The 20,825-nt window shown below is 44.4% G+C and carries 19 protein-coding genes and 1 tRNA gene; 4 read left to right on the forward strand and 16 right to left on the reverse strand.

What is annotated here, in order from left to right; genetic code table 11:
- Window positions 1-32: 32 nt before the first annotated feature.
- The 5 genes from tig to ispD all read right to left on the reverse strand — a co-directional run bounded on the left by tig (window position 33) and on the right by ispD (window position 3,477).
- Window positions 33-1,370, reverse strand: coding sequence for a trigger factor (gene tig, locus ICN38_RS04260; protein WP_216255545.1), 1,338 nt, complete (start codon window positions 1,368-1,370; stop codon window positions 33-35).
- 56 nt (window positions 1,371-1,426) lie between these two features.
- Window positions 1,427-1,513: transfer RNA gene (locus ICN38_RS04265), tRNA-Leu, on the reverse strand.
- 68 nt (window positions 1,514-1,581) lie between these two features.
- The gene (locus ICN38_RS04270) at window positions 1,582-2,172 is read right to left on the reverse strand and encodes a malonic semialdehyde reductase (protein WP_216255548.1); all 591 of its coding nucleotides are present in this window, start codon (window positions 2,170-2,172) and stop codon (window positions 1,582-1,584) included.
- A gap of 41 nt (window positions 2,173-2,213) precedes the next feature.
- Complete coding sequence (gene ispF, locus ICN38_RS04275) at window positions 2,214-2,717, reverse strand: 2-C-methyl-D-erythritol 2,4-cyclodiphosphate synthase (protein WP_216255549.1); 504 nt, start codon at window positions 2,715-2,717, stop codon at window positions 2,214-2,216.
- A gap of 10 nt (window positions 2,718-2,727) precedes the next feature.
- Window positions 2,728-3,477, reverse strand: coding sequence for a 2-C-methyl-D-erythritol 4-phosphate cytidylyltransferase (ispD, locus tag ICN38_RS04280; protein ID WP_216255551.1), 750 nt, complete (start codon window positions 3,475-3,477; stop codon window positions 2,728-2,730).
- Between the two features lie 23 nt (window positions 3,478-3,500).
- Here ispD and mfd point away from each other — a divergent pair, with 23 nt between their 5' ends.
- Window positions 3,501-7,043 carry a transcription-repair coupling factor gene (mfd, locus tag ICN38_RS04285; protein WP_216255554.1) on the forward strand — a complete coding sequence of 1,181 codons (3,543 nt, stop codon included), beginning with the start codon at window positions 3,501-3,503 and terminating at the stop codon, window positions 7,041-7,043.
- Window positions 7,044-7,062: 19 nt separating this feature from the next.
- A complete protein-coding gene (gene serB / locus ICN38_RS04290; RefSeq protein ID WP_255562708.1) occupies window positions 7,063-7,950 on the forward strand; it encodes a phosphoserine phosphatase SerB in 888 nt (295 codons plus the stop codon).
- 27 nt (window positions 7,951-7,977) lie between these two features.
- On the opposite strand, the gene ICN38_RS04295 is transcribed toward serB, so the two are convergent.
- The 7 genes from ICN38_RS04295 to ICN38_RS04325 form a co-directional block, all read right to left on the reverse strand.
- Window positions 7,978-9,162, reverse strand: a complete 1,185-nt coding sequence (locus ICN38_RS04295; RefSeq protein ID WP_216255556.1) for an acetyl-CoA C-acyltransferase family protein — start codon at window positions 9,160-9,162, stop codon at window positions 7,978-7,980.
- A gap of 69 nt (window positions 9,163-9,231) precedes the next feature.
- Window positions 9,232-10,590 (reverse strand): 30S ribosomal protein S12 methylthiotransferase RimO, encoded by a 1,359-nt coding sequence (gene rimO / locus ICN38_RS04300; RefSeq protein WP_216255558.1) that lies wholly within the window; start codon window positions 10,588-10,590, stop codon window positions 9,232-9,234.
- Window positions 10,591-10,592: 2 nt separating this feature from the next.
- Window positions 10,593-11,153, reverse strand: a complete 561-nt coding sequence (gene phaR, locus ICN38_RS04305; RefSeq protein ID WP_216255560.1) for a polyhydroxyalkanoate synthesis repressor PhaR — start codon at window positions 11,151-11,153, stop codon at window positions 10,593-10,595.
- Window positions 11,154-11,261: 108 nt separating this feature from the next.
- A complete protein-coding gene (locus ICN38_RS04310) occupies window positions 11,262-12,002 on the reverse strand; it encodes a 3-ketoacyl-ACP reductase (RefSeq protein ID WP_216255562.1) in 741 nt (246 codons plus the stop codon).
- 30 nt (window positions 12,003-12,032) lie between these two features.
- Window positions 12,033-13,667 carry a class I poly(R)-hydroxyalkanoic acid synthase gene (gene phaC / locus ICN38_RS04315; protein ID WP_216255564.1) on the reverse strand — a complete coding sequence of 545 codons (1,635 nt, stop codon included), beginning with the start codon at window positions 13,665-13,667 and terminating at the stop codon, window positions 12,033-12,035.
- Between the two features lie 124 nt (window positions 13,668-13,791).
- Complete coding sequence (pgeF, locus tag ICN38_RS04320; protein ID WP_255562709.1) at window positions 13,792-14,556, reverse strand: peptidoglycan editing factor PgeF; 765 nt, start codon at window positions 14,554-14,556, stop codon at window positions 13,792-13,794.
- The gene (locus ICN38_RS04325) at window positions 14,553-15,590 is read right to left on the reverse strand and encodes an RluA family pseudouridine synthase (RefSeq protein ID WP_216255566.1); all 1,038 of its coding nucleotides are present in this window, start codon (window positions 15,588-15,590) and stop codon (window positions 14,553-14,555) included. The genes pgeF and ICN38_RS04325 overlap by 4 nt, the downstream gene beginning before the upstream one ends.
- Between ICN38_RS04325 and ICN38_RS04330 the strand changes: the two genes are divergently transcribed.
- Window positions 15,584-16,498 carry an outer membrane protein assembly factor BamD gene (locus ICN38_RS04330; RefSeq protein ID WP_216255568.1) on the forward strand — a complete coding sequence of 305 codons (915 nt, stop codon included), beginning with the start codon at window positions 15,584-15,586 and terminating at the stop codon, window positions 16,496-16,498. The two genes, ICN38_RS04325 and ICN38_RS04330, sit on opposite strands and share 7 nt — an antisense overlap.
- Here ICN38_RS04330 and alr read toward each other — a convergent pair whose 3' ends face one another.
- A complete protein-coding gene (gene alr, locus ICN38_RS04335; protein ID WP_216256252.1) occupies window positions 16,499-17,599 on the reverse strand; it encodes an alanine racemase in 1,101 nt (366 codons plus the stop codon). It lies immediately after the preceding gene.
- Between the two features lie 74 nt (window positions 17,600-17,673).
- On the opposite strand from alr, the gene lplT reads away from it, so the two are divergent.
- On the forward strand, window positions 17,674-18,993 hold the full coding sequence (gene lplT, locus ICN38_RS04340; protein WP_216255571.1) for a lysophospholipid transporter LplT: 1,320 nt from the start codon (window positions 17,674-17,676) through the stop codon (window positions 18,991-18,993).
- A gap of 13 nt (window positions 18,994-19,006) precedes the next feature.
- Here the strand turns inward: lplT and ICN38_RS04345 are convergent, their stop codons facing one another.
- Genes ICN38_RS04345 through tsaB form a run of 3 tightly spaced genes read right to left on the reverse strand, consistent with a single transcriptional unit; the run spans window position 19,007 to window position 20,810 of the window.
- The gene (locus ICN38_RS04345) at window positions 19,007-19,540 is read right to left on the reverse strand and encodes a DNA polymerase III subunit psi (protein ID WP_216255572.1); all 534 of its coding nucleotides are present in this window, start codon (window positions 19,538-19,540) and stop codon (window positions 19,007-19,009) included.
- Window positions 19,537-20,073, reverse strand: coding sequence for a GNAT family N-acetyltransferase (locus ICN38_RS04350; RefSeq protein WP_216255574.1), 537 nt, complete (start codon window positions 20,071-20,073; stop codon window positions 19,537-19,539). The genes ICN38_RS04345 and ICN38_RS04350 overlap by 4 nt, the downstream gene beginning before the upstream one ends.
- Entirely contained in the window at window positions 20,073-20,810 is a 738-nt protein-coding gene (tsaB, locus tag ICN38_RS04355) for a tRNA (adenosine(37)-N6)-threonylcarbamoyltransferase complex dimerization subunit type 1 TsaB (RefSeq protein ID WP_216862709.1), read from the reverse strand. The genes ICN38_RS04350 and tsaB overlap by 1 nt, the downstream gene beginning before the upstream one ends.
- Between the last annotated feature and the right edge of the window lie 15 nt (window positions 20,811-20,825).

A 20,825-nucleotide genomic window follows, 5' to 3' on the forward strand; every position in this document is an offset into this window, starting at 1 on the left:
TTATAGAGTGATTGATGGCAACGATTTTTAAATTAGTTCAGCTTGCTTAATTCTTCAAAGCTTACAGACTTATCGCTTACTTTGGCAAGGCAAGTGAAGTACTTGATCACATTGTCTTCAAGAACTAAGTTTTCGATGTCTTTTAAACGACTAGGATTGCTATAGAACCAACGAACAACCTCTTTTGGATCCTCATAGGTTGCCGCCTGCTCATCAATCTCAGCTTTAATTTGATCTGCAGTAGCAGCTAAATTTTGCTTCTTAACCAGCTCGCTCAAAATCAAACCTAAACGCACGCGTTTGAGGGCTTGTTCGGCAAATAATTCAGGAGGAATAGGTGCATCCTTAGCGTTAGGTACACCACGTTGCATCAAATCTTGACGTGCCCCATCCACTAAACGTTCTTGCTCAGATGCCACTAGAGACTTAGGTACATCTAGCTCGCATAGCGAGTTTAGCTTTTCCATGACTTCATTTTTGAGCAAGGAAGAAATCCGGCGTTTTACTTCGCGCTCAAGATTTTCTTTGACTTCTTCGCGCATTTTTGCAACACCACCTTCGGCAACACCTAGTGATAAAGCAAATGCATCATCTACTGCTGGCATATGTGGCCAGTTAACAGCTTTTACAGTAATAGTGAATTCCGCTGTTTTACCAGCAACATCTTTGCCATGGTAGTCAGCAGGGAAACTTAATGGAAAGGATTTACTCTCTCCGGCTTTTAAGCCGAGGGTTGCAGCTTCGAATTCCGGAAGCATACGACCTTCGCCCAATACATATTCAAAGTTTTCGGCTTTACCACCGGCGAATTCAACACCATCAATTTTTCCAACGAAATCAATAATGGCTTGATCACCATTTTGAGCAGCCGTGTTAGCGCCGCCATCACCATGGGCTCCAGCTTGGCCACGAGGATGGTAGTGAACTTGCTGTTTACGCAATACATCTAAGGCTCTGTCAATTTCAGCATCGCCAATATTGGTGGTGTACTTAGTAACTTCTGCAATAGCAAAGTCACCAAGCTTCACTTCAGGCAAAACTTCAAAAAAAGCTTCAAAGACAATATTGTCAGCATTGAGTTCACTCTTAGGCTCAAGGCGCGGTTGTCCTGCCAACGCAAGACCATCTTTTTGACTTTGTTCATAGAAGAGTTCAGCAGCTTTATCGAACTGAAGTTCGAAGTCAACTTGCATACCATGTTGCTTCTCAATTAAATTCTTTGGCACTTTGCCTGGACGAAATCCAGCCATCTTCATGGTCTTACCAACTTTCGCCAAGCGAGCTTCACGCGCTTTGGCCAAATCGGCGCGAGGGAATTCCAAAGTCATTTTGCGGTCTAACGAACCTAAATTTTCTATCTGCACAGCCATTCTCGTCTCTTAATTTAAATCAGGATATGTGAAGTCCAAGCCAAGTAGCAATCTTGTGGTGCGAGGAGGGGGACTCGAACCCCCACACCATTTCTGGCGTCAGGACCTAAACCTGGTGCGTCTACCAATTTCGCCATCCTCGCGAATATCCGCAAACTCTGCCAAGCTTAAACTTCACTCTAAAGACCCTAATTCTACAATGCTTAGGGCTTTAGAGGATCTTGCAAGCATCTGCAAAGGATGGGCGGGGGTGACGTGGCATCAAGCTAGCACTGTTGCCATAGCCGATATTGAGCAAAAAGTTCACTTTTACCCTGCCATCAGGGAAAAACTCAGCATTAAGCTTATCTGCATCAAAACCACTCATGGCCCCACAATCTAAGCCAAGCGCCCTGGTTGCCATAATTAAATAAGCTCCCTGCAAACTAGAATTGCGAAAGGCTGTTGATTCAATAAACCCCTCTTTTCCAACAAACCAGCTTTTAGCATCTACATGGGGAAAGAGCGTTGGCAGATTCTCATAGAAATCCAAATTCATACCAATAATAGCTGTGACAGGTGCCTCTCGAGTTTTATCGACATTCCCTGGACTCACGCAAGCTACAAGCCGCTCCTTCTCCTTGGGGCTCTTCACAAAAAGAATCTTTGCTGGGTTGCAATTGACCGAAGTGGGGGCAAATTTAAATAAATCATAAAGTTGCATCAGCTTTTCATCACTGACTGGTTTTGACTGCCAGGAGTTATGTGTCCGTGCTTCAGTAAATAATTGCGCCATTGCGCGCTGTTCAATCGTATCTGCCATGAATTACTCTGCCATTTCCTAAGTACTATTAATTAAATTTGCTATGCCTTATAAAGCAAGGCTACTGCATGGACTGCAACCCCTTCACCACGACCTAGATGACCAAGTGATTCATTCGTCTTGGCTTTTAAATTGACATGACTTGGCGTTACTGCAAGATCTGCTGCAATATTTTTAATCATTGCTGGCAAATAGTCTGCTAATTTAGGTTTTTGGCAGATGATGGTCGCATCTACATTGCCAATTTGGAAACCAGCAGCTTGAACCTTTTGCAAGGCAGCTCGGAGCAATATTCGGCTATCCATATCTTTAAATTGTGGATCAGTATCTGGGAACAACTGTCCTATGTCATTTAAGCCGGCAGCGCCCAACAAAGCATCTGTTAGAGCATGAAGCAAAACATCCGCATCGGAGTGCCCCAAGAGACCCTTCTCATAAGGAATATGAATGCCCCCTAGTATGAGTTTGCGATCAAGTACAAGCGCATGAACATCGTATCCCTGGCCAATACGAAACTGTGGTGTGTGTGTTGTTATTTGAGTCATAAGAGATTCTTTATTTACCAGTTGACTGTAATATGATTTGCATCAATTCCCAATCTGCTGGATGAGTAACCTTTAGATTCCGAGTGGCGCCTTCAATCAGCAGAGGTTTAATTCCCGCTAGCTCCATTGCACTTGCCTCATCAGTTACATCAAGCTCAAGTCGAATGGCATCAGTGAGTGCATCATGCAGACTTTTCAAGCCAAACATTTGCGGTGTTTGTGCTTGCCACAAGCGTTCTCTAGGAATGGTCTTTTCTGAATGTGGCAAATTACCCGCTACAGCCGAATCCAAATCTGCTTGTTTTAAGGTATCAGCTAATGGCATAGCCAAAAGACCACCTACGTTGGATATCTTGACCGCCTGAAATAACTTTTCAATGAGTTCAGGAGTAATACCAGGCCTTGCAGCATCATGAACCATCACCCAGTCATTTATAGGCAGACCAGACTCCAGCATTTTTCCCAGGGTATTGCGAACGGTTTCCTGCCTTGTAGGACCACCAGTTGGCAGAAAATGAATTGGCTTTTTACCTTGTGCAAATTTTTTTAGGATGGGATTATCTATAAATCCAGGGCTCACACCAATCCAAATAGATTCAACATGCGGACTTTGAAGAAATGCCTCCACCGCATATGACAACATAGGCTTTCCAGCCAACTGCCTAAACTGCTTGGGCAAGTCACCTCCCAGACGTGACCCACTTCCTGCCGTTGGCAAGAGAGCGTGACACTTTGCTATTGATTGGTTTCCTAAGCCCATACCTGATTCTATAATGAGCCCAGATGTTTGATGCATTAAATCCAGTAACCCCCATACCCGCTCCGCGGGCTGGGCAGCGCTTTACCTATTCAGGGTTAGTTGGCTCAGCAGATGCGGCCTTAATTGCCCAATCAGCCTTACGTTACCGTAACGATTTTTCTGTCATGGTGGTTTTTTGTGCCCAGGCACAAGAGGCCCAACGTCTCTTAGAGGAAATCCCTACTTTTGCGCCGCAGCTTAAAACCCGTCTTCTGCCAGACTGGGAAATCCTTCCATACGATCACTTTTCCCCACATCAAGATTTAGTATCCGAGCGTCTGGCTACTTTGTATGAGTTGCTCAATGGAAGCTGCGATATTGTTTTAGTACCCATTACAACTGCCTTACAGAAATTAGGGCCGCCCCATTTTCTTTCTGGGCACACCTTTTTCTTTCGGCAAGGAGACAGGTTGAATGAGGGAGCACTAAGACTTCAGTTACAACAGGCAGGCTACGATCCAGTTAGCGCAGTAATGCGACCTGGTGAATACAGCATTCGCGGTGGACTTATTGACTTCTTTCCAATGGGATCAAATCTTCCCTACCGCTTAGATCTATTTGGTGATGAGATTGAACAAATCCGCGCCTTTGATCCCGATACCCAACGCAGTCTTTATCCAGTTAAAGAAGTCCGCCTCTTACCTGGTCATGAATTTCCGTTTGACGATGATTCACGTACTGCATTTCGAGGGCGCTGGAGAGAGGTCTTCGAAGGAGATCCATCAAGATGCTCTATCTATAAAGATGCAAACTTAGGCATACCAAGTGCTGGCATTGAGTCCTATCTTCCATTGTTTTTCAATGAGAGCTCTACTGTATTTGATTATTTTCCACGTTCAGGCGATCCAGTATGGATTCTGAGCATTGGTGATCTAGAGGAAACTATCCGCACCTTTTGGAAAGATACTCAATCACGATATGAGTTCTTAAAGCATGATCTTGATCGTCCCATACTACCCCCTAAGGAACTTTTTCTAGATGTAGATGAATTTTTTTCAACAGCCAAACCCTATGCGCGCTTAGTTTTAGAAAAGGGTGTAACAGAGTCAGCCCAATTTCAATCAGTACCCGATATTGCCGTCCATCGTAAAGAGACTGACCCCGTTGCAAGCTTGCGAAATTTGCTCACAAATCAGACGGGGCGAGTTTTGATCTGTGCAGACAGTGCTGGACGAAAGGAATCCATTCGACAGCTATTTGAAGAAAGTAATGCTCTTGCAGGGCAAGATGGCAAACCGCTATTTCTATTAAAGCCCGAAGGATTTGAAGGGGTTGCAGAGTTTATTAAAAGCGATTCGCCGTTTGGCCTTGTTACAGCCTCTCTTTTTAATGGTTTTTCCTGGCCTGCAGAAAATTTAATCATTCTTACAGAGGCGGAATTATTCACCTCTACAGCAAGGCAAAGACGTCAGGGTAAAGGATCAGAGTCAGCCGACCCGGATATGCTGTTTAAAGATTTATCCGAACTTAAAATTGGTGATCCGGTAGTGCATGCAGAACATGGTATTGGAAGATATCAAGGCTTAGTTTTGCTAAATCTGGCAACTCAAAAAGAAGCACCTGTTTTTGAAGAATTTTTACATTTGCAATATGCAGGCCAAGCTACTCTTTACGTGCCAGTCCAGCAATTACAAATGGTGACACGTTATGCTGGCTCTGACCCCGACTCAGCACCATTACATCAGCTAGGATCAGGTCAATGGGATAAAGCTAAGCGCAAAGCAGCACAGCAAATTCGTGATACTGCCGCTGAATTATTGAGCCTATATGCGGCCAGAGCAATTCGCAAAGGTCATGCATTTGAATTTTCTGCACATGATTATGCTGCCTTTTCCGAAAGTTTTGGGTTTGAGGAAACACCGGATCAAGCCAATGCCATTGCTGCAGTCATCGGGGATATGACCAGTGGAACACCCATGGATCGCTTAGTATGCGGTGATGTTGGTTTCGGTAAGACCGAAGTTGCTCTTCGGGCCAGTTTTGTTGCAGTCATGGGTGGCAAGCAGGTAGCTATCCTAGCTCCAACTACCCTACTCGCAGAACAACATGTGGCAACCTGGAAAGATCGTTTCGCAGATTGGCCTGTGCGAATCGTAGAGCTGTCACGTTTTAAAACTACTAAGGAAATTAATGCCGCCTTAGAGGCTATCGCTAAAGGTGATGCCGATATCATCATTGGTACGCATAAATTACTTTCTAAAGAAACTCAATTTGCCAACCTGGGTCTTGTGATTGTGGATGAGGAGCATCGCTTCGGAGTTCGCCAAAAGGATGCGTTAAAAGCATTGCGAGCAGAAGTCGATATATTGACCCTCACAGCTACGCCGATACCAAGAACTTTAGGGATGGCAATGGAAGGCTTACGGGAATTTTCCATCATCGCCACAGCACCGCAAAAGCGCTTGGCGATTAAAACCTTTGTACGAAGAGAAGGAGATAGCGTCATTAGAGAGGCCGTATTACGTGAAATCAAACGTGGGGGTCAGGTGTATTTCCTCCACAATGAAGTGGAAACCATTGAAAATCGTAAACATGCTCTTCAGGAATTGATACCGGAAGCAAGTATTAGCGTTGCCCACGGCCAAATGCATGAGCGTGAGCTAGAGTCAGTAATGAGAGAGTTTGTTACGCAAAGAACCAATATCTTGCTCTGTACTACCATTATTGAAACCGGAATTGACGTACCTACTGCCAACACTATCATCATGCATCGCGCAGATAAATTTGGCCTAGCTCAATTACATCAACTTCGTGGTCGCGTGGGTCGATCCCATCACCAGGCATACGCCTATTTACTTGTTCCTGATCCTGAGGCTCTTAGCAAACAGGCACAATTACGACTCAATGCCATTCAGGCGATGGAAGAGCTTGGCTCAGGCTTCTATTTGGCCATGCATGATCTTGAAATTCGTGGAGCTGGAGAAGTATTGGGTGATAAGCAGTCAGGTGAAATTCATGAAATTGGTTTTCAGCTATATACAGAAATGCTCAATCGTGCAGTGAAATCGCTCCGTAGCGGTAAAGAACCAGATCTACTATCCCCACTTCAAGCAACTACCGATGTCAATCTGGGGGTTCCTGCTCTATTGCCTAGCGACTACTGTCCTGATGTTCATGAGCGCTTATCTTTATATAAACGGTTTGCTGGAACTAATGATTTTTCACAATTGATGGGGTTGCGGGAAGAGCTCGTTGATCGCTTTGGTGACCTACCAGATCAAGCCAAATCATTTTATGAAACGCATCGATTGCGTTTAGAAATGACTGGTTTTGGGATCAAGAAGATTGATGCGACACCTGCATCAATACAAATTCAATTTATTCCGAATCCACCCATCGATCCAATGAAGATTATTCAGTTAATTCAAAGCTCAAAATATATTCAACTCAATGGCCAAGACAAACTGAAGGTTCTACCTCAAAAAGACCGTGAGTTTGAGAAGTTAGAGCAGCGCCTAGATGCAATAAGGCAAATACTACGGCGACTCAATGAATCTGCCATGCTCAATTCAGCACAAGCCAATTAACCCCACTATCATTAGATACATGAGCTATCAATCCCTTGTTGCTATTTCTCAATCACCTATTTCTGAAAAAATGGTCTTTGAGCTCAAGGACCATGCATCAAAATTTGGCGCCTCTTTGCACACTAGCGATAGTCAAACTACTCATGGTCACTACCATTTAGCTAGCTGGGAAATAAGCCAGCATCTTGATTCACCCCAAAGGCAATTATTGCGAGGGATAGCCAGCAGTTTTTATACTGATCTTTGTTTCCTAAAGCCTAAATTTCAGCCAAGTGCCATCAAAGTTTTAGCAATGGACATGGATTCAACCCTGATTAACATTGAATGCATTGATGAAATTGCTGATTTCACTGGAAAAAAATCGGCTGTCGCCCAAATTACTGAAGCAACCATGCGTGGTGAAATAAAAGATTTCAAAGAGAGCTTGCGTCGACGAGTTGCTCTTTTGGAGGGTGTATCTGCTGATTCATTAGAGTCTGTTTACCGTGAAAGATTACGTCTTAATCCTGGTGCTGCTGAACTTTTGGCAGGCGCTCATGAGCGTGGCATCTATACCCTGCTTGTTTCTGGAGGCTTTACTTTCTTTACAGAAAAATTACGCGAGCAATTTGGTCTAAAACAAACACAAGCCAATACTCTCGAAATTATTGACGGCAAACTCACTGGTAAGGTCATCGGTGAGATCGTTGATGGTATGGCTAAAGCCGCTTATCTCGATCAGACATGCTTGGAATTGGGATACACCAAAGAAAATGCCATAGCAATGGGTGATGGGGCCAATGACCTCATCATGATGAATGGCTCAGGTATTAGCGTGGCATATAAGGCAAAGCCCGTTGTAAAAGAAAAAACCGACGCGGCTTTTGACCATGTCGGCTTAGATGCAGCCTTACTCTTACTTGCCTAAGTTCATACTTAAGCAAGCTACGCCTTTTTACATACGTTCGAAAATAGTCGCAATACCTTGACCGCCACCAATACACATGGTGACCAAGGCATATTTCCCTTGAACACGATGTAACTCATGAATTGCTTTAGTAGCGATAGCAGCACCAGAACATCCAATCGGATGCCCTAACGCAATTGCGCCACCATTCACGTTTGTCTTTGCTGGATCAAGTCCTAAGCCTTTAGTAACGGCTAATGCCTGCGCCGCAAACGCTTCGTTCGATTCAATCACATCCATTTGCTCAAGCTTCAGACCAGCACGTTCGAGCGCAAGCTTCGTTGCTGGGATTGGACCTTCACCCATGATATGGTTTGGCACACCTGCAACAGCGTAAGACACTAGACGGGCGATAGCTTTATGACCAGCCTTCTGGGCTGTTTCAGCATCAGCCAAAACAAAGAAAGCGGCACCGTCATTAATACCCGAGGCGTTACCTGCAGTTACAGAGCCACCCTCTTTTTTGAATACAGCCTTCATCTTGCCAAGAGTTTCCATCGTGGTGTCAGGCTTACAATGCTCATCGGTATCAAATACCACGTCACCTTTACGAGACTTAATAGTGATTGGCACGATTTGTGATTTGAAACGGCCCTCTTTAATGGCATGTGCCGCGCGACGATGAGACTCAACCGCTAATGCGTCCTGCTCTTCGCGAGTTAACTTCCACTTTTCAACGAGGTTCTCAGCAGTAACGCCCATATGGCCAACACCAAATGGGTCTGTCAATACTGCTACCATTAAGTCGAGCATTTTGGTGTCGCCCATGCGAGCACCGCTCCGCATTGCTGGTGATCCATACATGCCACGTGACATGACTTCTACGCCACCGCCAACACCATAATCACAATCACCCAGCATGATTTGTTGAGCAGTAGTCACAATTGCTTGTAAGCCAGAGCTGCACAAACGATTTAAAGCCATTGCGACTGATTCCATTGGCAAGCCAGCCTGGATCGCAGCTACTCGAGCAACATAAGCATAGCGACTATCGGTCGGGATGGTATTGCCTACAGTCACGTAATTAATAAGGGCTGGATCAACGCCAGAACGAGCCACTGCCTCTTTCATCACAATACCGCCGAGCTCAGAAGGCTCAAAGCTACTGAGAGCACCATTGAAGGCACCGATAGCGGAACGAACTGCACTTAAGACAACGACATCACGACTCATAAAAATCCCCTTAGCTGAACCCAAAAATAGGCTTAATTAATAATACAACTATCATTTTTATTACATTGCTCAAGTTTCGGCTATTAGGTCATGCCCTTGGGAGTCAATGACCGTTACACGGATGATTTCACCCACACGATAGCGTTTAGAAGGCTTATTGGCTGGCAAAACCCGCACTAATCCGTCAATTTCAGGGGCGTCACCACTTGTGCGACCAATTCCGCCCGATTCATCAATGCGATCAATCAGGACTTGAATACGTTTGCCTATTTTTTTAGCAAGACGCTTAATGGAAATGTCTTCAGCTTTAGCCATAAAACGAGCGCGCCGCTCTTCTCTAATCAGATCAGGCAATGGATTTTCTAGCTGATTAGCAAGTGCCCCATCCACTGGAGAATAAGCAAAGCACCCTGCCCGATCTATTTGCGCTTCATCCAAGAAATTAAGAAGATATTCGAATTCTTCCTCGGTCTCTCCTGGAAAGCCGGCAATAAAAGTACTACGTATCACCAGATCAGGGCATGTATTGCGCCAAGCCAAAATACGCTCTAAGTTCTTTTCGCCGCTAGCAGGCCGCTTCATTCTTTTAAGAACATCGGGATGTGCATGCTGCAAAGGAATGTCTAAATAAGGCAAGACTCCATAACCATGCTCTGAAAATTCTGCCATCAATGGCAAGATATCATCAACATGGGGATAAGGATAAACATAATGCAATCTTACCCAAGCTTGATGCTCACGTGCAATTTGATTTAAAGCATTTACCAGATCAAACATGCGCGTCTTTACTGGCTTACCATCCCAAAAGCCGGTTCGATATTGAATATCAACCCCATAGGCACTGGTATCTTGAGATACAACTAGTAACTCTTTAACCCCAGATTCAAATAAACGTTTAGCTTCAAGCAAGACTTCACCAATCGGTCTAGAAACTAAATCACCGCGAAGATTGGGAATAATGCAGAAGGTACAACGGTGATTACAACCTTCAGAAATTTTAAGGTAAGCATAGTGCTTGGGTGTCAGCTTAACCCCTGTTGGTGGCACTAAATCCATGAAGGGATCATGAGGTTTGGGTAAATGCAAGTGGATTGCTTGCATCACTTCAGCGGTGGCATGAGGCCCAGTAACAGCAAGGACTTTAGGGTGAATGCTTTGGATCAGATCACTGCCATCTGCATTCTTTCTAGCGCCTAAGCAACCAGTGACAATGACCTTACCATTGGCCGCAAGAGCATCACCGATGGCAGAAAGACTTTCTTCAACTGCAGAATCAATAAAGCCACAAGTATTGACCACTACCAAATCTGCGCCGGAATAATCCTTAGCAGTCTCATACCCTTCAGCACTGAGTTGGGTCAGAATTAATTCAGAGTCGACTAAGGCCTTAGGACAACCTAAGGATACAAAACCAATTTTTCCTGCCACAACTATTCTTTTTCTGTTTTAGTAGGCTGGGGAGTAAACGGAAAGCCACCAAAAATATTTTGTGACCCTTGCATTTGTTCTTGCATCTTAATAAACAAGTCTTTGCTTTGATCCATATAACTGCCCATCAAATTCTGCATGAGGGGATTTTGCAGGTTGAGCATCTGAGACCATGCCTCAGGAGTACTTCCAGCGCCCAAGCCTTTAGTTTGATCGCCCAACTTATGATGAATATCAACAAAAGATTGCATGGTCTTTTCGAGGTAATTTCCCATTAGACCTTGCATGGAGTTTCCATAAAAGCGAATAATTTGCGAAAGCATTTGCGAAGAAAAAACGGGTGCGCCGCCAGCCTCTTCTTCTAGAATTATTTGCAAGAGAATATTGCGCGTCAGCTCTTCTTCGGTTTTGGCATCAATCACCTTAAATACTTCGTTTGCCATGACTAGAGCTTTAATGTCAGCTAAAGTGACATAGGTACTTGTTTGAGTGTCATATAAACGACGATTGGGATACTTCTTAATAAGTCGCTCTTCGCCAACTCGCTTTGTTCGGGTAACCATAATTTTCCTTACTTAGTACTGCAACGCAACATCAGCATAGTTTATCCCTAGTTTGACCAAAAGGTAAATTCAATGCGTCGCGCCGTTGCAAATCTTGTATTAATAGGATTAGCCAGTATGTATACCGCCATTTAATGAGAAATCTGCGCCGGTTGCATAGCCGCCATCATCCGAGGCAATCCAGCAGCATATTGATGCAATTTCATCAGGAGTGCCTAAACGCTTGACTGGAATGCCAGAAACGATCTTTTCTAGCACATCCTCACGGATCGCTTTAACCATGTCAGTTCCAATATAGCCAGGAGAAACAGTGTTGACTGTGACACCCTTGGTGGCAACTTCTTGCGCTAAAGCCATTGTGAAGCCATGCAAACCCGCTTTGGCAGTGGAGTAATTGGCTTGGCCAAACTGCCCTTTTTGACCATTCACTGAGGAGATATTAATAATTCTTCCCCAATTGTTATCTACCATACCCTCAATCACCTGTTTTGTAACATTAAATAAGGAGTTCAGATTGGTATCAATGACTGCCTTCCATGCCTCGGGGGTCATTTTGCGAAATACGCTATCACGCGTAATACCGGCGTTATTCACCAGCACATCAACCCGGCCTACCTCTGCCTTAACCTTCTCAAATGCAGCAACAGTGCTATCCCAATCTGAGACATTACCCTCAGAAGCAATGAAATCAAATCCAAGCGCTTTTTGTTCACCGATCCAACGGTCTTTACGTGGTGAATTCGGGCCGCAACCAGCAATCACCTTAAATCCATCCTTTGCTAGGCGTTGGCAAATAGCAGTACCGATACCACCCATGCCACCAGTTACATATGCGACTTTTTGAGACATTACTTTCCCCTTGTAAAAAACACTCGTTAATTAGTTGATTGCTGTTGCAGCTTTTTCTTTGACATACACTCCAGGCGCTGCTTCCATCTTTTTGTACTTTGCGTTTCCAAAAGTATTGGAGACGGGTTTTTGCTCTCCACCAAACTGCTCTAGCCATTTGGTGTAATTGGGCCACCAACTTCCTGTCATTTGCTTAGCCCCCTCTAACCACGCTTGGGCAGTAGGTGCTATTTTGTTGTTTTCAAAGTAATAGCGTTTATTTTTTACAGGAGGATTAATTACCCCAGCGATATGTCCTGATGCGCCTAGGACAAAGCGATTTTTACCTTTTAGAATATGCGCAGACTCGTAAGCAGACTGCCATGGAACAATGTGATCCTCTTGTGAGGCATATATATATGCAGGGCATTTGATTTTGCCTAAATCTATTTTCTCACCGCAAATAGTCAGTTTGCCCGGCTTGACTAAATCATTTTGTAAATAGGTATGTCTCAAGTACCAGCAGTACATGGCACCGGGTAAATTGGTAGCATCTCCATTCCAATAGAGTAAGTCGAATGGTGGTGGCGAGTTACCTTTCAGATAGTTCTCTACAACATAGTTCCAAACTAAATCATTGGGTCGTAAAAAAGAGAATGTATTACCTAGATCTAGGCCCGACATCATGCCGTACTTACCACCCTTACCGCCAATAGTATTTTCACGCAGCTCCACCATGCCTTCATCAATGAAGACATCCAAAATTCCGGTATTTGTGAAATCCAACAAAGTGGTAAACAAGGTAAGGCTTGCCGCAGGATGCTCATTTCGCGCGGCAAGGACTGCCAAGGCTGAAGAAGTCAGTGTGCCGCCAACACAGAAACCCAAAATATTAATTTGCTTGCTTTTACTTATATCCTTCACAACCTCAATTGCCTTGATAACACCATTGCCTACATAGTCATCCCAGCTGACCTTAGCCATTGACGCATCGGGGTTTTTCCAAGAAACCAGAAAAACCATATGCCCCTGTGAAACCATATGACGCACTACTGAATTATCCGGCTGTAAATCTAAAATGTAATATTTATTGATGCATGGGGGCACCATTAAATAGGGGCGCTCAAATACCGTTTCAGTTAAGGGCTTATATTGAATTAACTCAAATAAGTCATTACGAAATACCACATGTCCCTCGGTAGTCGCAATATTTTTACCAACTTCAAAGGCACTTTCATCGGTAATAGAAACTTTACCCTTTTTCATATCTCCAAGCAGATTCGCAATCCCTTTTTGTATAGATTGACCCTGAGTACTAATAATATTTTCAAGAACCTCTGGGTTAGTTGCTATGAAGTTAGATGGTGATAGTGCATCGATCATTTGTTCGGTAGTGAACAAGATTTTCTGCTTAGTCTTATCGTCAGTCTCGACAGCATTGGCTAAGGCCATCAAATGTTTTGAATTTAAAAGGTAGGTTGCAGCAATCACCTTGCTCCAAGATGAATGCCAAGCTTTTCCAGCGAAACGACGATCCTTCACTTTAATCGCTTCTGGATTGGTAGCAATATGCGCCAACTCCGCAAAATATTCTTTTTGGATTTCCGCCAAACGTTCTGGGGGAATTAACGCCATATGATGCGCCGCCAAGGATGGCGTTGCACCGGTATTCATGCCTGCAAACATATTAGTCTCTTGAATTAATTAAAGACATTCTCCATCCATAAGACATATTGAGTTATACGCAATAACCCTAGCCCTGAGGCAAATCTAGTAATTACCCGCACTAAACCTGGAAAGTCCAAGCGATTTATTTAGAAATCCAAATAAGGGAAGCGGACCGACCAGATGCACCATCACGACGATATGAAAAAAAATCTTGTTTGTCATGATACGTACACAGATCACCACCACTAATCTGAGAGATTCCTGCGGCCCTTAAACGGGTTATGGCTAAAGAGTAGAGATTGGCCATATATTTTCCAGGCGTTCGGTCAATGGCTACAAAATCTTTCGTTCCAATAGGGATCCCAGAGTCTGTAAAGGCTTGATACACATCCTGACCGACCTCAAATGCGTCAGGCCCAATTGCAGGTCCAAGCCAGACCAACAAATCACTTGCTACCAGATGATTAGAAAGCAAGAGCATTTCTTTGATGGTTCGTTCAATGACCCCAGCACTCAGACCTCTCCAGCCGGCATGTGCCGCGCCAACAATAGAACCATCTTTTGCAGCAAATAAAACTGGTAGACAATCTGCAGTCAAAATGGCTAATACTTCATTCGGTGTCTTAGTCACAATGGCATCTGCCTCAATCAGCTGATTAAGGCCTTGAGATCTGCTAGACGGCGTGCTTACTGCTACACCATGGACTTGCTTCATCCATAAAGGATCTGATGGAATCTGCATTCTCAATAGTCGTCGATTTTCAATAACATTTTCAAGACTATCCCCTACGTGGTCCCCCAAATTGAGTGAGTCATAAGGTGATTGGCTACAACCCCCCATACGAGTGGTCGCTATTGCATGAACCATCGGCGAAGCTTGCCAGTGCGGCTTAATGAAACGCATCATGCTCGATCGTTTTTGATAGAAGCTAAGAGCGCTTCTTCCTTAGGTAAATCCTCTGAGCTCATACCTATTTGGGGAAGAATCTGGAATATATCCTGCGGGGGCAACTTAAACCACGTCATTACCTCATGACTTATAGGGTGTTGAAGACTTAAAGCATAAGCATGCAGTGCCTGCCGACTAAAATTGAGTATCTTGGCTGCTCCTGGTGTTTTTTTTCTATACACTGGATCGCCCAAGATAGGTAAACCTAGCGACTCTAAGTGCACCCTTATTTGATGGGTCCGACCAGTTTCTAATCGACATTCCAATAATGCCAAGGCGGCATCATTGAATGATCCCTTGGCAAGTCTTCTAAAAAGTGTTGCCGCTGGCTTACCTAGCGGACTACCGGCAGACATTTTCAGACGATCACGTTGATCCCGGCCCACAGTTGCCAACACCTTGCCTTGACTTGGGGCATCACCCCACACCCACGCCAAATAGCGTCGCCCTACAGTTCGCTCCTGAAGTTGCTTAACAAGTGAAGTCTGGGCTTGAGATGTCCTAGCAACCACCATTAAACCTGAAGTATCTTTATCTAAGCGGTGCACTATTCCAGCACGCGGCAAATGCTTCAACTCAGGAAAGTGAAACAGTAAGCCATTTAATAAAGTACCCGTCCAATTACCCGCTGCTGGATGAACAACCAGCCCCTGTGGCTTATTAATAACAATGACAGAATCATCTTCGTAAACCACATCCAAAGGAATATCCTCAGGTTCAAAGGCAAATTGTTCGGGCATTTCCTGAGGAAACACCTTGATACTCTCCCCACCATGAAGTAAATACCGGGCTTTTGTAACCCTGCCATCCACCGTCACAGCCCCAGCCTCAACCCAGGCCTTTAGCCTATTACGGGAATAATCTGGCAAATAAGTCGCCAAAGCCTTATCCAGGCGTTCCCCAGACATATCTTGAGAAATCTCTAATGAGATGAAATCCTCTTCATCGATATAATCAACGGGATTCGATTCAGGAGTTTGCGGCAATGCCACGCTTAAAAGGCCTTTCAGTTGTATCCGATGTATTTCCAGACGCCAGTTTAAGGCTTGCCGTCAATTTTGCTCCATCTAAATTTGGAGCGTCCTCAGTCTTGAGATCTTTAGGGCTCGTCTTAGTCTGCCTATTAGTGTTGGTTGCTCTCGGTGGATGTGCTGGCAGTGAGGGGCAAAAGGACGATACCGATATCTGGTCTGAATCCAAACTTTACTCCGAGGCTACCGATAGATTAAATAACACTGACTTTGTAAAGTGCGGAAAATATTTTGAGAAATTAGAGGCGCGCTTTCCATTTGGCCCCTATTCTCAACAAGCACAAATTAATGCTGCTTATTGTTACTGGAAAGCGCAAGACACCCCGCAGGCAATGGTGGCAATTGATCGCTTTATTAAACTCCATCAAGGTAGTGATAATTTAGACTACGCCTACTATCTCAAAGGACTCATCACTTTTAATGACGATCTGGGTTGGTTAGGTCGATTTACCGGACAAGATTTGAGCGAGCGTGATCCTAAGGCCGCTAAAGATGCTTTTGAGTCATTCAAGATTGTTGTTGAGCGATTCCCGAATAGCAAATACGCTCCAGATTCCTTAGATCGTATGCGCTACATCGTGAACTCTTTGGCTGAAGCCGATGTGATAGTTGCTCGCTTCTATTATCAGCGTGGTGCTTACCTAGCCTCTGCCAACCGCGCGCAATTGGTCATTCGTGATTACGATCGCGCTCCTGCTGTTGAAGAGGCGCTCTACTTGCTTTTTAAGTCCTATGAAAAATTGGGCATGGTTGAACTCAGTAGCGATACTGGTCGTGTGTTTGCCCTGAATTTCCCCGATAGCCCAATGCTACAAACTGGGCAACGGGCTAAAAAAGAGCGTCAATGGTGGCAGATCTGGAACAAGTAATTATTTAATTTTTACTGGAACGCGTGGCGCCAGCGCGCAGATCAGTTCATAACCGATCGTATTGCTCATTTGCGCTACTAGATCTACCGGCACCTGATCCCCCCATAACTCTACGACGCTACCAATTTTTGCATTAGGGGTATTGCGAAGATCAATAGAAAGCATATCCATTGACACTCTCCCGACGATCGGGCAAATAAGCCCTGCACCATTATTATTGCCATCAAATACCCAAACTGGAGTTCCATCTTGTGCTTGACGCGGATAGCCATCTGCGTAGCCACAGGCCACTATACCGATACGCATTGCTTCAGGCGCTTCGTAACGACCACCATAACCAATACGATCGCCCTTCCGTAATTCTTGAATATCAATGATTTCACTATGCAGTTGCATTACTGCACTTAAATTTGCATGCGCAATATCTTCGTAATTACCGGTAGGAGAGGCGCCGTACAGCATGATGCCAGGACGAACCCAGTCTCCAAGTGCATTTCGGTGCCATAGAATTGCCGCTGAATTCGCAAGTGATGTAGGAGCTTTCAGCCCCTCAATCGTTTCGTTAAAGATATCCATCTGGCTACCCACTGATGGCTGCTGATCCACTTGATCTGCATTAGCAAAATGGGTCATGTGATGCAGATGATAGCCAGCAGAATGTAGGCGATGAAAAACTGTCCGATAGACTGCTGGTTTGAAACCGAGACGGTTCATACCTGAATTCATTTTCAGAAAAACATTGAAAGGATTATGGGCTTTACCCTCAAACTTCTCCAACCACTGAACTTGAGCTTCGCAATGAACAACCAAATCGCAATTAAGCTCTTGGGCAAGTAAAAGTTCATTTTCATGAAATAGACCCTCCAGCATCAAAATACGACCTCTCCAGCCTTGTTGCCTCAGCCAGCGAGCATCTTCAATATCTAGAAGCGCAAAACCATCACTAGCAGCAAGGCCTTTGAAAGCGGCATCAAAGGAATGGCCATAAGCTCTTGCCTTAATAACAGCCCAAATTTTTGAGTCTGGAGCCAATTCCCGAACTCTGTTTAAATTATGCTGAAAGGCTTGCGTGTGTATAGTTGCCAAGATTGGTCTATTTATCATGCTGTTAGCTTGACTACCCATATTCACCCCTCCTTTCATGTTTTAATAACATTAATGACTAGATTGTACGAATGAACCGTAGTTTTTACATCATTATGGCGGCGCAATTTTTTTCGTCGCTTGCTGATAACGCCCTCCTCATAGCGGCTATTGCCCTATTGGTCCAGCTCAATGCTCCGGCCTGGATGACGCCGCTACTCAAGCTCTTCTTTGTATTATCTTATGTATTGCTTGCTGCCTTTGTAGGAGCCTTTGCAGATTCCCGCCCAAAAGGGAATGTGATGTTTATTACCAATACGATTAAGTTTGTTGGTTGTATAGCAATGCTTTTTGGCAGCCATCCCTTAATGTCCTATGCAATCGTTGGACTGGGTGCGGCAGCTTATTCCCCAGCCAAATATGGTATTTTGACTGAATTGCTTCCCCCGGAAAAATTAGTTGCTGCTAATGGCTGGATAGAGGGCCTGACAGTAAGCTCTATTATTTTAGGAACAGTATTGGGTGGCGTATTGATCAGCAATACGGTTTCCCAAAGTCTGCTTTCTTGGGATATACCAACATTTGATACAGGCATTGATACCCCTGCCGAATCCGCCATTCTCATCATCATGATGATTTATGTCGTTGCAGCATTCATTAACTTAAAAATCCCAGATACAGGGGCTCGTTATGTATCTCAAAAAACCAATCCTATCGAGCTGATTAAAGATTTCTCTGTCTGCTTCACAACACTTTGGAATGATCGCCTTGGTCAAATCTCCTTAGCAGTGACTACTTTGTTTTGGGGTGCAGGCGCCACCTTGCAATTTATTGTGATTAAGTGGGCGCAAGTTGCATTAAATATGAACCTTTCACAAGGTGCGATTCTGCAAGCGATTTCAGCAGTTGGCGTTGCTGGAGGTGCGATGTGGGCGGCATGGCGCATACCGCTTCGTGACTCTTTACGAGTTCTACCTTACGGAGTTGCGATGGGGTTTGTGGTCTGTATTTTGGCGGTCTACAACGCTGACATGCTACCGGACACAACCATCATGACTATCGGTAGTCTAAAAGTTTCCCTAAATTTACTTCCCGCTTATTTTCTATTGGTACTGGTTGGGTGGCTCGCTGGATATTTTGTTGTTCCAATGAATGCTCTTTTGCAGCATCGCGGTCATGTCCTCATGTCTGCCGGTCATTCGATTGCCGTACAAAACTTCAATGAAAATATTTCTGTTTTGACAATGCTGCTGGTGTACTCGCTATTAATTTGGCTTGATGCCCCAATCCAGTTTGTCATTATTGGATTTGGTCTCGCTGTCAGTGCAATTATGTGGCTAGTGATTAAGCGTCACGCTCGGAACCAAGCAGAATATGACTCTATGCACCTCATCGGTGAACATAAACACTAATCATATTGTTGTTTTAATTACTGAGAAGTACTGATTTAGCAAGTAAGAGGTCTTGCCAGAGAAGAGCTTTATCTTTAGGTTTTGTCAAAAAATGATTTAACTCAAAAGACGCTAGAACTGGAATCTCTTCGTTACCTTCAGTATTCATCGCTAAAACTGTTTCACGCAATTGCGTTAATGGGTCACGCTCGCCCGTTATTTTTTGAAGAGAGGTGGATCCAAACGCGATAGCAACAATGGGAATATCTTCAGCAGGCGCTTGAAGCAGATTCAGTTTGTCCGAAGGCTTTAGCCAAGTCCACTCAGAGGAACTCAAACCTAAAATACGTACCATGTTTTGAAAAAGGATCTGTGTATCGTCTTTGGGTTGATCTCCAAAAAACCACCAATGCCAGCGTGGTGCTGCGCTGAGGTCATCTGATTTTTGTTGGCTATCAACTTGCTCAATTACAACACTTGAAAGCTCTACACTCGGATCGGCAGGATCGCGGGAAGACCATTCGGTAATACCCATTTCTTTTAAGAAGTTCGAGTGCATATTGCTCATACCGATAGCTTAATCGATTTAGCCATGACGAGTGCATCCTCTCGAGCGCCCGACTGTCCATCTGCAGGATAGTAGTTTTTTCGAATCCCGATTTGCTCGTAGCCCAAGCCTTGATAAAGAGTAAAGGCGCCAGTATTGGACGGGCGCACTTCTAGCAAAATTCTGGGTATATTTTGTTGTGCAGCTACACCCTCAATTGCACCCATCATCCTGGTAGCGAGGCCTAATTTTCTGAGTTTTGGTGAAACCGTTATATTGAGCAAGTGCAATTCATCAACCGCCGGAAAGAGGATGCAATAAGCCCAGAGAACAGCTGGATCTAAGAAGGATCCCTTAATTGACTGCTCAACTTGGGGTCTGATGCAATAGGCCCAATGCCCAGCAGCTAAGGAATCCTCGAAGTTTCCCTTGGTCCAAGGGTGAATATGTGAAACCGACTCAATGGCTAAAACCGCATCTAGGTCTGCAGATTGCATAGGCAAAAAAGATAATTCCGAAATACCTTCTGTTGGCACACTCTCATTTATAGCCATTAGCGCTTAGGTCCTAACTCTAAATTCTCGAGGCGCTCTGTGGTGGTAAAGGCAACTTTATTTCGGATGTACAGCGGTTCAAGCAAATGAACATCAATTTGATGATGCTCCGCCCATTGTAATTTTGCGCACTCTAAAATACCAAGAGCAGATACGACAATTTCTGGATCTAAATGAGATTTAGGTAATAGCAGATTGCCCTTTGAAAATAAGCGACTACCATACTCTTTAAGTCCATTACCAGCAATGTATTCAATACCTTCGAGTTCGAGATCTTCTGGCTTAGAAAGCGTGATATCCCCCATACGAATTGGCAAAGCTTTATCGGTTACTTGGTATTGAGCCCAATATATCTCATGCATACGTGCATCTATAGCTATCACTATCTGTTTTGGTCTTGCTGATATAAATTGCTCTTCATACATCAGCTGTGCAGCTATTGCATCAAGTGAAGCAACTGGAATAACTGGAATACGCCTTGCAATAGCAAGTCCCTGAACTGCTGCAACCCCCAAACGAACGCCTGTAAAAGCACCAGGGCCGACTCCGATAGCTATCACGTCAAGATCTTTTATAGACGTGCCTGTTTGCTCTAGCAATTGATTAACCCAAGGAAGCAGGAGTTGACTAGCACCAGCCGAAACAGGCTCATGCTTTAAGAGTGGTGGTTCATCACCCAAAGATAAAGCCACCGAACACCATGAAGAGGATGTGTCGATGGCTAATATACGCGTCAAGTCAGACTCTTTAAG

The organism is Polynucleobacter sp. AP-Melu-500A-A1 (assembly GCF_018882125.1).
GTDB lineage: Bacteria > Pseudomonadota > Gammaproteobacteria > Burkholderiales > Burkholderiaceae > Polynucleobacter.

Bases quoted from the DNA above. Each gene is read 5' to 3' on its own strand.
- tig (WP_216255545.1), bottom strand. From the start codon at position 1,370: ATGGCTGTGCAGATAGAAAATTTAGGTTCGTTAGACCGCAAAATGACT.
- ICN38_RS04270 (WP_216255548.1), bottom strand. From the start codon at position 2,172: ATGGCAGATACGATTGAACAGCGCGCAATGGCGCAATTATTTACTGAA.
- ispF (WP_216255549.1), bottom strand. From the start codon at position 2,717: ATGACTCAAATAACAACACACACACCACAGTTTCGTATTGGCCAGGGA.
- ispD (WP_216255551.1), bottom strand. From the start codon at position 3,477: ATGGGCTTAGGAAACCAATCAATAGCAAAGTGTCACGCTCTCTTGCCA.
- mfd (WP_216255554.1), top strand. From the start codon at position 3,501: ATGTTTGATGCATTAAATCCAGTAACCCCCATACCCGCTCCGCGGGCT.
- serB (WP_255562708.1), top strand. From the start codon at position 7,063: ATGAGCTATCAATCCCTTGTTGCTATTTCTCAATCACCTATTTCTGAA.
- ICN38_RS04295 (WP_216255556.1), bottom strand. From the start codon at position 9,162: ATGAGTCGTGATGTCGTTGTCTTAAGTGCAGTTCGTTCCGCTATCGGT.
- phaR (WP_216255560.1), bottom strand. From the start codon at position 11,153: ATGGTTACCCGAACAAAGCGAGTTGGCGAAGAGCGACTTATTAAGAAG.
- ICN38_RS04310 (WP_216255562.1), bottom strand. From the start codon at position 12,002: ATGTCTCAAAAAGTCGCATATGTAACTGGTGGCATGGGTGGTATCGGT.
- phaC (WP_216255564.1), bottom strand. From the start codon at position 13,667: ATGTTTGCAGGCATGAATACCGGTGCAACGCCATCCTTGGCGGCGCAT.
- pgeF (WP_255562709.1), bottom strand. From the start codon at position 14,556: ATGATGCGTTTCATTAAGCCGCACTGGCAAGCTTCGCCGATGGTTCAT.
- ICN38_RS04330 (WP_216255568.1), top strand. From the start codon at position 15,584: ATGCCACGCTTAAAAGGCCTTTCAGTTGTATCCGATGTATTTCCAGAC.
- lplT (WP_216255571.1), top strand. From the start codon at position 17,674: ATGAACCGTAGTTTTTACATCATTATGGCGGCGCAATTTTTTTCGTCG.
- ICN38_RS04345 (WP_216255572.1), bottom strand. From the start codon at position 19,540: ATGAGCAATATGCACTCGAACTTCTTAAAAGAAATGGGTATTACCGAA.
- ICN38_RS04350 (WP_216255574.1), bottom strand. From the start codon at position 20,073: ATGGCTATAAATGAGAGTGTGCCAACAGAAGGTATTTCGGAATTATCT.